The organism is Hymenobacter aerilatus, from assembly GCF_022921095.1.
Lineage (GTDB): Bacteria > Bacteroidota > Bacteroidia > Cytophagales > Hymenobacteraceae > Hymenobacter > Hymenobacter aerilatus.
Genome location: NZ_CP095053.1, coordinates 2,071,462 through 2,080,648, shown reverse-complemented (window position 1 = coordinate 2,080,648; position 9,187 = coordinate 2,071,462). Strand labels below are relative to the sequence as shown.

At 53.7% G+C, this 9,187-nt stretch carries 16 protein-coding genes and 1 pseudogene; all 17 read left to right on the top strand.

Features of this window, described 5'->3' with window-relative positions:
- Positions 1 to 15: 15 nt before the first annotated feature.
- The 17 genes and pseudogenes from MUN82_RS08965 (at position 16) to MUN82_RS08885 (ending at position 9,172) form a co-directional block, all read left to right on the top strand.
- Positions 16 to 309, top strand: a complete 294-nt coding sequence (locus MUN82_RS08965; protein ID WP_245096798.1) for a hypothetical protein — start codon at positions 16 to 18, stop codon at positions 307 to 309.
- Positions 310 to 465: 156 nt separating this feature from the next.
- Positions 466 to 897 (top strand): hypothetical protein, encoded by a 432-nt coding sequence (locus MUN82_RS08960; RefSeq protein WP_245096796.1) that lies wholly within the window; start codon positions 466 to 468, stop codon positions 895 to 897.
- Positions 884 to 1,033 (top strand): hypothetical protein, encoded by a 150-nt coding sequence (locus MUN82_RS08955; protein ID WP_245096794.1) that lies wholly within the window; start codon positions 884 to 886, stop codon positions 1,031 to 1,033. The genes MUN82_RS08960 and MUN82_RS08955 overlap by 14 nt, the downstream gene beginning before the upstream one ends.
- Before the next feature lie 4 nt (positions 1,034 to 1,037).
- Entirely contained in the window at positions 1,038 to 1,403 is a 366-nt protein-coding gene (locus tag MUN82_RS08950; protein WP_245096792.1) for a hypothetical protein, read from the top strand.
- A 13-nt stretch (positions 1,404 to 1,416) separates the two neighbouring features.
- On the top strand, positions 1,417 to 1,611 hold the full coding sequence (locus MUN82_RS08945) for a hypothetical protein (protein WP_245096790.1): 195 nt from the start codon (positions 1,417 to 1,419) through the stop codon (positions 1,609 to 1,611).
- Positions 1,612 to 1,681: 70 nt separating this feature from the next.
- Positions 1,682 to 2,461 (top strand): DUF551 domain-containing protein, encoded by a 780-nt coding sequence (locus MUN82_RS08940; RefSeq protein WP_245096789.1) that lies wholly within the window; start codon positions 1,682 to 1,684, stop codon positions 2,459 to 2,461.
- 208 nt (positions 2,462 to 2,669) lie between these two features.
- A pseudogene (locus MUN82_RS08935) lies at positions 2,670 to 3,031 on the top strand (ERF family protein); the annotation flags it as partial.
- A 9-nt stretch (positions 3,032 to 3,040) separates the two neighbouring features.
- Positions 3,041 to 3,277, top strand: a complete 237-nt coding sequence (locus tag MUN82_RS08930; RefSeq protein WP_245096785.1) for a hypothetical protein — start codon at positions 3,041 to 3,043, stop codon at positions 3,275 to 3,277.
- Positions 3,278 to 3,511: 234 nt separating this feature from the next.
- Complete coding sequence (locus MUN82_RS08925; RefSeq protein ID WP_245096783.1) at positions 3,512 to 3,718, top strand: hypothetical protein; 207 nt, start codon at positions 3,512 to 3,514, stop codon at positions 3,716 to 3,718.
- A 4-nt stretch (positions 3,719 to 3,722) separates the two neighbouring features.
- On the top strand, positions 3,723 to 4,202 hold the full coding sequence (locus tag MUN82_RS08920; protein WP_245096781.1) for a hypothetical protein: 480 nt from the start codon (positions 3,723 to 3,725) through the stop codon (positions 4,200 to 4,202).
- 3 nt (positions 4,203 to 4,205) lie between these two features.
- Positions 4,206 to 4,997, top strand: coding sequence for an SANT/Myb-like DNA-binding domain-containing protein (locus MUN82_RS08915; RefSeq protein ID WP_245096779.1), 792 nt, complete (start codon positions 4,206 to 4,208; stop codon positions 4,995 to 4,997).
- A complete protein-coding gene (locus MUN82_RS08910; RefSeq protein WP_245096778.1) occupies positions 4,997 to 5,497 on the top strand; it encodes a dUTP diphosphatase in 501 nt (166 codons plus the stop codon). The genes MUN82_RS08915 and MUN82_RS08910 overlap by 1 nt, the downstream gene beginning before the upstream one ends.
- The gene (locus tag MUN82_RS08905; protein WP_245096776.1) at positions 5,490 to 5,708 is read left to right on the top strand and encodes a hypothetical protein; all 219 of its coding nucleotides are present in this window, start codon (positions 5,490 to 5,492) and stop codon (positions 5,706 to 5,708) included. The genes MUN82_RS08910 and MUN82_RS08905 overlap by 8 nt, the downstream gene beginning before the upstream one ends.
- Before the next feature lie 413 nt (positions 5,709 to 6,121).
- Positions 6,122 to 6,622 carry a class I SAM-dependent methyltransferase gene (locus MUN82_RS08900; protein ID WP_245096774.1) on the top strand — a complete coding sequence of 167 codons (501 nt, stop codon included), beginning with the start codon at positions 6,122 to 6,124 and terminating at the stop codon, positions 6,620 to 6,622.
- Complete coding sequence (locus MUN82_RS08895) at positions 6,619 to 7,545, top strand: DUF1376 domain-containing protein (RefSeq protein WP_245096772.1); 927 nt, start codon at positions 6,619 to 6,621, stop codon at positions 7,543 to 7,545. The genes MUN82_RS08900 and MUN82_RS08895 overlap by 4 nt, the downstream gene beginning before the upstream one ends.
- Positions 7,542 to 8,975: a replicative DNA helicase gene (dnaB, locus tag MUN82_RS08890; RefSeq protein WP_245096770.1), complete on the top strand. Its 1,434-nt coding sequence runs from the start codon at positions 7,542 to 7,544 to the stop codon at positions 8,973 to 8,975. Before MUN82_RS08895 ends, dnaB begins: the two co-directional genes overlap by 4 nt.
- 2 nt (positions 8,976 to 8,977) lie before the next feature.
- Positions 8,978 to 9,172, top strand: a complete 195-nt coding sequence (locus MUN82_RS08885; RefSeq protein WP_245096769.1) for a hypothetical protein — start codon at positions 8,978 to 8,980, stop codon at positions 9,170 to 9,172.
- Positions 9,173 to 9,187 lie beyond the last annotated feature (15 nt).

The window sequence follows — 9,187 nt, the reverse complement described above, 5'->3', positions numbered from 1 at the left end:
AATTCAATTGCAAAGATGAACAATTTCCTAACTCCCTCCCAACACCCGGGCATTCCTGCTACCTCCTTCTTTGAGATGCACGGCATCCCAGCCAAGCCACAAGGAGTTGTCAACCCCGCTGAAGTTCCTCTTGCCAAAGCAGTACTGACTACTTCGCAGGCTGACCTTATCCCAGAACCAGCCCTGCCTAAACTCTACCGTCGGCTGGAACCACAATACCCGACCCTGGCAGAAGAAATCTGGGACTTGCTCTTCGGAGAAGCAGAACCAGAGCCCGAATGCAAAGTGATTCAACTACAAGTCGCTTAAGGACATGGGATACACGATTCTACTTATCAACACCGACGGCCAACTCTGCCAACGCTCCGTGTACGGCTGCGAAACATTGGTCTACGGACGACAAGCCTACCGCTGGCTACTGGACTTGGCTTAATACAATCACTCACTAAGTAAAAGAATAAGGATATGAATCAGCAAGATAAGTTTAATAACAGCGTCGCAGTACTGGTAAAAGCCTATTTCGAAGGCGTTTTAGAAAAGGGCAACTGTTATGCTTGTGCAGTCGGCAACCTAGTAGTTGATGCAATGGGGTTCACCCTGGCGCCGCATAGGCTTGCGTGGTTTGACAGCGAAGGACAAGATATCCCTTTTGCTTGGCGTAGAAATGATAAGGAAGGAGAGCGGCAACGGAATGCTATAGGGTATTCACGGGCGCAAGTGATTCTTATTGAACAAGCTTTTGAGGGGTGGGGCGATTACAACGATGGGCCGGGCAGCGAATACGATGGCCTAATGCGGGTAGTTGATGTGCTAGCAGAAATCCACAGCATAGACCTAACCACAGTAGCGGCTTCCAAAGCACTTTTGTACGCTCCTAAGTCCTATGGAACGCTATAACCAAGACTTCATCGGACAAGAAATGCTCCGACGGTGTGCAGAAGACAAAAAAGACCCTTTTGGGAAGATTGGCGGCGGGCTACTGATTGGCGGGGTGATTGGGCTAGTAGTCTTGTTCGTGGCCTGCACGTGGTAGGGAGATGAACCAGAACGCCTACCACCGCCTGCGCACGGCGCTCTATAGCAACGTCTTCACCGACGCCGAACGCCTCGCTTTGCACCCTGTCGGCCTTGCCCCGCGCAAAGCTCGCGACCTAGGCTGGGTCGCCCACTACCTGCAAGCCACACGCGAAGGTTGGACCGAGCATCCTTGCAGCCAGGAAGAAGCCGCGGAGCACCTACAAACCTACCTGTGTACGCTGGTAGTCGACTTGCAGCACCAAGGGATAGTAGAAGCCGATACCCGGCAGGCGTGGCAGGCAGAATATAAGTCCTGCCCGTCGGTGGAAACCCTACTCAAATACCTACGGGGCTTAGTGAAAGAACTTGAAGCTGTCACCTCCTAACCTCCCCACCCCAATGGACACCAAGACCTATTACAACGACAAGACCAAAGAGGTAGTAGCCGTCACCTCTAACCCCATGTACGCCTACCGAAAGGCCGTGCAGCAAGGAGTACTTGAACTGTCCTCTAAAGACGGACGGGGTAGGCTCTACGACAACACAGAGGACTATAAACGCCACGTAGCGGGCGGTTGCCCTACTAGCCTTTAACCCACATCAGCCGGGCAAGGACACGACCCCTGCCCGGCTGACTTTTTCAAACAATCACAACAGCAAAGATATGAACGAGCAACAGTTAAGTCAATTAGAAGAACTAGCAAAGGCTGCAACGCCGGGGCCGTGGTATTGGGATATACGGCCGCTTAACAAGTCGCTGGAATTAGTAGGCGCTTACATGAATACGGTGCTCCGCCCTATTCGCTGGGGCTTCAACGGCGCAAGCCTCTTTATGCCGGACGCGCAGGAAAAGGGCATCTTATCAGGTATTCACGAAGATGCTGTGGCTGGCAAGGGTCGCGAACATCACAAGGAGTGGCATCGCGTACCGGTACGCGACAATTCGGCCTACATAGCCGCCGCCAACCCTACCACTACCCTAGCTCTTATAGAAGAAATACGCCGTCTTCGTGCTACCACAGTACCAGTAGTAGGAGAGGCTGAATACTCTGACAAAGACCCTTTGTATGAAGTCGCGCAAGCCTATGCTGACAAGATTGCTGAAACGACAGATTACAGAGCAAGTGCTATACATCTACGTTTTGCCTTCTATGCCGGCCACGCTCACGCCCTTCGTTCTGCATCTCCTACACTAGAAGGTAGAGAAGAGAAGTGGGTACGGGTAGAAGATGGGTTGCCTGAGCACGATGCCCGTGTGTTGTTCGTGTGGAAGGACAGCGGCAAGATTGACGCCGGGACTTTTCAAGCAGTAGACCAGTGGGATAGGCCCAACCGCTGCATTGTGAATGCTGGGTTCAATCCGATTGATAAGTTTTCGCACTGGCAGCCTCTCCCTGTACCGCCCACCGCCCCAACAGAGAAAGGAGAGCAAGATGCAAGCTAACCGCCCTGGCCTCTCCCGCACCGCCCGCCGGCCTCGGAGCTGGGAAGAGACCAAACGCCTACTCCGTCTCATCGCCGGTGGGGCCTTACTCGCTGGGTTGATAGGTTCTTTTTTAGAGCCTACCCCACCTTCTCAGGACGCTCAGGTAGAACACCAGACCGCCCAACGGGCACAGTCTCTTCCTCCACTACTACTCTGGTAAAATACCATGGCAACTGAAAAACAAGGGCTTATCTACGCCAAGATTGCCGCTGTCATGTCCGAAGTAGGGCACATCGGCAAGAACCGCGAGAACCAACAACAGCGGTATTCCTTCCGTGGTATTGACGACGCTTTTAATGCCCTGCACGAGCCGCTGGCAAAGAACGGCGTCTTCTATACCAATACAGTACTAGCCCACCACGCCGGGCCAGTGCCTACTAAGTCGGGCGGGCAGATGATGCACGTTACGATAACCGTACGCTATACTTTCTTCTGTGAGGATGGCAGTTTCATCACGTCTGAGGCACGCGGCGAAGCAATGGATAGCGGAACAAAGCAGAGGGCAAAGCGCAGTCCTACGCGCTAAAAGTAGCCCTCATGCAATTGTTCTGCATTCCAACGGAGGAACAAAAAGATACCGAATACCAGACGCACGAGCTGGCACAGGTTACGCTTCCGCAAGCCATTGGCGAAGTCATCCTAGCCGAGACGAACGACGAAGTAGATAGCCTGTGGGCTGCCTATCCTGGCTTTCAGGAAATCGACGCCTTCCGCAAGATTGTAGGAGGCCGCAAGAAGCAACTCACGAAGCAGGAGGGAGGGGTAGCAGCATGAGCAAGCGCCGGATAGACTACATACCCCAACCAAGGGAACTACTAGAAAAGATGCACGAGCACCTACTAGCTGAATGCTCTGGTGAAAACCTGTCCTACGAAGAAGGAGAGGACGAGTGGATTAAGGCTGCATTTGAGGTAGAAGGCGCAGTAAAAGGCGAACTGCTTGTGTTGCCGCCCGACCCGCCCCGCCGGTCTTGGTTTGGCCGAAAGGGAGGGCTTAGAAACCCCTTCCATGCCTGACCTACAAGGCACATATCATTCCTCTCAAGATGCGTGTGTACGGCGCGTGTTCTGGCAGCACTTCGGACAAGGCAAGCAAGCCACGAAGATTTTATACGCTGCCAGAACACGCCCCGGTCGGCCGGAAGAAGACCCCTACGAACTCAAAGAAGAATTCCTACACCGCCTACTCACCTTCGGGTGTTGGGTGAAACAATAACCTTATGAACCTCACCACACTAGGGATGCCCCCCGTTGCTGGGTTGAAGCAAGCCCCACTTATTCCCTCGCATTACCCCTCACAGTTGCGCCGCAGGATGATTGAGCGCAACACTGTCCCGCCCACTGAACGTGACCCCGAAGTAGCCCAGCGCGCCGGGGCCTTAATTGGTGTACTCAGTTCCTCATTGGTAAACCTCGATCATGCGATTCGACAACTCTCAACAATGGGGCCTGTCAAGCGTGAAACCCGGAAGTCTATTACGGACCTGATCAAAAAGTCAGAGGACTTTCTAGTCGAAATGCAGCGCCCCTTTGAGAACGAGCATAGCGACTCAACCAATGCCTTATCAGAAGTGCTAGGGCAAGCTGCCGAGCTGCTACTACAGCTCAAGCCCGCACAGATTGAGGCAAGCTTAAAACATATGAATAACATGGCCGAGAGCAATCTGGCCTATATCCCCTCTACTCCTAAAGCCGCCTAAGCCATGCCACGCGGGAAAACAGATGCCAAACGTAAGGAGTGGTCACAAGCAGAGGATAAGCTACTACTTGAATTCTACGCCAAACACTCCAACGAAGCCCTGTTAGCCATCCTGCCAGGGCGCACCATTAATTCCATCGCTAGCCACGCAAAAGTTATGAGACTGCAAAAGAACTATGACATCAATACCAGAACCGAGTTGACCACACTCCCTAGCAGAGCACCCCAATGGACGGCAAAGGAAGATGAGTTAATTCGGGAGCATTATACAAAAGGCGCGTGGCCGGACTTGCTCGAGCGGCTTCCTACTAGAACGCAGGAAGCCATTGCCAACCGAGCCAAAAAGCTAGGCGTCAAGCGCGCCTCCAAAAGCTGGGAACCGTGGGAACAGCAATACTTAGAAGCCCACTATCCCGACGCAGAAACCAAAGATGTAGCCCTAGCTATTGGTCGAAGCGCTACGGCTGTCAACCGCCGAGCCGCAGAAACAAAGGTCAGAAAAAGCAAAGTCTATTTCGACCGCAAAGGAGCCGAGCGCGGTGCCCGTCGGCGCGGCAAGCCCATTGAACGCACAGGTACTCCTTTAGTGCCTGGCATCAAGAAGATAGCCAAAGCGCCAAAACACCAGTCAACCGGCCCCGCTAAAACACCCTACTGGAAGCTACCCCACAACTCAGAGGAATACAAACAAGGGCTTGCTGCCCACCTCGCCGGCAAACAAGCCGTGCAAATCCTAGATCAAAACAACCGGCTGGCCACTGTCTACCGGACTCCCTCACCTTCTTCTATACGCTAATGACTTGCAACGTTAAAATTCAATTACTGCACCCCGACGCGATGCCAGTTAAAGCGCATAAGGGTGATGCCTGCTTTGATGTAATAGCCGTGGGCATGGAAGTAACTGACGACTACATAGAGTATAGTCTAGGCTTCAAAACGGAGATGCCCGAAGGCTGGCAGGGGTTGTTCTACCCACGTTCTTCTATCAGTAAATACGGGTTAGCACTCTGCAATAGCGTTGGTGTGATAGACGCTGGCTACCGCGGGGAATGGAAAGCCCGGTTTAGGAAGACGGCCAAAGAAGTAGATGTACCTGTGCGTGGGATGGTGGACTTCCCGGTTTACAAGAAAGAGTTAAGCATCGATCACAGCAACATCTATCCGAAGTTTGAGCGCATCGGTCAAATCCAATTCCAACGGGTGCCCACCGTCACCTTTGAACAAGTCGAAACCTTAGAACAGTCAGAACGCGGGGCCGGTGGGTTTGGCTCTACTAACCTACTCAACCATGTGTAAGACCATCTCTCGCCAGCGCCTACGGGTGCTGGCTCCCTTACTTGTGTTTCGGATGCTGGCTATGCAGAAACGGCACTGGAAGTTAATAGAGGCCCGTTCCTGGCAGGTAATAGACCAGAAGCTCGATACTCCTACTACCTGTCAGAATACAAGCTGCCCAGCGCGAGGGCTGTGCAAGAAATCCAGTTCTACCCCTTCTCTCTCTCTATAGAAGAGGAAGGAAGAAGAATAGGGCCGTGTTCCTTTTCATAGGCTTCTACGGCGTCCTCTGCCAGCATACGCAATAGCTCGCCCCGCCGCCGCCTTCTGGCTTTGGCGACCACATCAAACTTATAGAGTAGTTCCGGAGAAAGCCGGACGGGGGTAGGGGCGGGCTGCTTTGCCATAGGCTGCAAAAGTAGTCACAAAAAATACTTTGTCTGATATAGTATTACTTAGTAATACTAGTTGTATCTTTGGGTATAGCAAATCGGAATACGGTCGCCCTGGCAGGGGTGCGGTTCTGAACGAGGCTGCGACACCAGCCTGTGCAACGACTTCAACATGGCCTGCCAGCCATTTACCGAGGCCGCCTTAGCTCTACCGTGTCGGGTAGGGCGGGCGGTTTCATTATTTCTGGCAACTATGATTCAAGAACAACTTATCCTAGACGCGTGCTGCGGTAGTCGAATGATGTGGTTCGACAAGACTAACCCCAGCGTCACCTACGCCGATATCCGCAAGGAAAGCCACATCCTATGCGACGGCCGCACACTGGAAGTACAGCCTGATATAATTTCTGACTTCCGGGCAATGCCTTTTGTCGACAACACTTTCAAGTTGGTTGTCTTTGACCCACCCCATTTGCGGAAACTTGGCAACACATCATGGTTGGCCAAGAAGTACGGCCGGTTGTTGCCGACGTGGGAGGATGATATCAAGGCGGGCTTTGAAGAGTGTATGCGCGTGCTAGACGTGTACGGTACGCTGATTTTCAAGTGGAATCAGAACGAAATACCATTAAGCAAAATCCTGCCGCTACTCAGCCAGCAACCCTTGTTTGGGCATACTTCCCGCAAAAATGGGGAGACGGTTTGGATGGCATTTATGAAGATGCCAATTGAGGCAGGGGAGGTACAACCATGAAATCCAACAAGCCTTTCTGGTTCGCCTTTAATACCGCTGACTGGCTTAGTTCCAAGTCGGTGCGGATGATGAGCCTTGCTGAACGCGGGGCCTATATCGGCTTGCTAGCTACATCGTGGGGCGAAGATCAGCCAGGCACCCTGCCAGCGGCCGAAGACACCGTACGCCGGCTCTGTGAAATGAGTCCAGCTGATTGGGCTGTGAGTGGACCCGCCTTGCTGGCTATGTTTCCGCTGTCAGAATGTGGTACCTATCGCTATAACCCGCGCCTACTAGACGAGGCGGCGAAGCGTGAACAACTGAGCGAAAAGAAGGCCGAAGCAGGGCGTCGTTCGGCTGCCAAGCGCGAAGCCGAGGCCAACAGAAAAGCAACAGATCTTCAACAGAAATCCAACACCTGTTCAACACCTGTTGAAAATCCGGTAACAGGTGTTGGTGAAAAGGGCAACCAATTACAATCACAATTACAATTACATTCTTCTAAAGAAGAAGTGCAAAGCAAGCAGGGCGCGCAAGGGAAAGCTTCGCAAGTTGAAAACCCGAAAGCCCAGTCGACGAAACAGGCCGCGAAGTTTACGCCGGAGGATGCTCCGGTTTTTCGCAGCACAGAGTTCTACGCCCACCTAAACGCTATCGGTTACGATTACGTGGACAAGGCTCTTTACCTGCTTCGCATTGTCCGTGGTGCGAACGAGCAAATCGAAAATCGTCGACGAAATGCTGAGGCCACAAACGATGAGTGGAAAATCTACATCGAGCGCTGGCTGGACAATGACAAATTGAAGCGCAAGCTACTCTTACCAGACGCGGAAGTTCAGCAGACTACCTACCGCAATTCCAACAACCCCGCCCCGACGGTAACCCGCGCCACTAGTGCGCCACTAGGAGCCGCCGCCGCCGCAGACCCTGCCCGCTGGTCATGAATGACACCGCCTACAAACCACCCCAGGCCCTTGAGTTGGAAGCCGCCGTACTCGGTTCCGGCTTAATCGAGGCCAGCGCCCTACGCACCCTGTTTGCTTTGCTGCCGTCGGAAGATGTGTTCTACGACCCCAAACACAAGCTGCTTTACAAATCCATGCAGGCCATGCATCGTGCCGATAAGGCCGTGGACATGCTCACAGTGATTCAGCAACTGCGCAGTGACGGGACACTAGACCGCGTAGGAGGCCACCAGTTCGTTGCCGGATTGACCACGAAAATCAACTCGGTTGCCCACCTGGAAACGCACTGCCGGATTCTACAACAGCAGTACGCCCGTCGGGTGATTATCGAGGCGGGTCGGCACATGCAACAGCACGGCTACGACGAAACAAAAGACCCGCTGGAGCTTTTAGCCGAAGGACAGCAACGCATCAACGTGTTGCACCAAAGCCTAGAAAGCCGGGCCGTGCAATCGGTCGCCAGTATTTTCGACGAAGTGTTTGCCCAGATGGAACAGGCCGTGCAGCAACAAGGCTTGACGGGCGTTCCGACTGGACTAACCGAACTCAACAACGCGACAGGTGGCTGGCAGCCGTCGGATTTAATCATCCTGGCAGCCCGGCCGGGAATGGGCAAAACCGCTGCACTATTACACTTCGCCCGTACCGCCGCCGTCGACGAAGGGATAGTGAGTGCGATTTTTAGCATGGAAATGCCCACTATCCAACTCGTGCAGCGGATGGTATCTGCCGAGGTAGAAGGGTATAGCAACTCTGACTTACGCCGGGGGCAACTACGCGGCGGCGTCGACGAAGTACGCCACCTAGCCCAACGTGCCCACCGGCTCAAGACCGACAAGATTCTGATTGACGATACCCCCGGCCTAAGTATCTATCAGTTGCGCGCCAAGTGCGCCCGCCTGAAAGCAGAGCACAACATCGGAATGATTCTCGTCGACTATCTGCAACTCATGCACGGCGACGGCAAAGGCAACCGGGAACAGGAAATAGGCTCCATCAGCCGCGGGTTGAAGGAGATGGCGAAAGAATTAAGTGTCCCAGTAATTGCTCTATCCCAGCTCAGCCGGGCCGTGGAAACGAGGGGAGGGGAGAAGCGCCCCCAACTATCCGACTTGCGCGAGTCCGGTTCGCTGGAGCAAGACGCCGACGTGATTGTGTTTTTGTGGCGCGGGGAGTACTACAACATCACCGAGTACGCCGACCAAACGCCCACGGCAGGCACGATGCTGATTGACCTTGCCAAGCATCGCAACGGAGCAACCGGCGAAGTGGTGGTAGGCTGCAACATGCGGCGCGGGGTGCTTTCCGACCTCTACACTGAGGCGGTGGTGGTGAATGAACAAGCTACCCTGCGGCCCTTGCCCGCGTCGACGTTCGACGATACGCCCATAGAAAACCCTCCCTTCTAACGATGGCAACTCCCCTCAATCATCTGATAGAAACCCGGCAAACCGAACTACAACGGGCCTACGATATGGCCCGCGCCCAGCAAGCCCAGTGTGATAGAAAGATACGCGAGCTGATGGAACAACGGGAGCAGGCCACCACCATGATACAACGCTGCTACGCCCGCGCCTTAGAGCAAGGAGTAGCGCATATTCTGTAATCCATTTCACCCCTA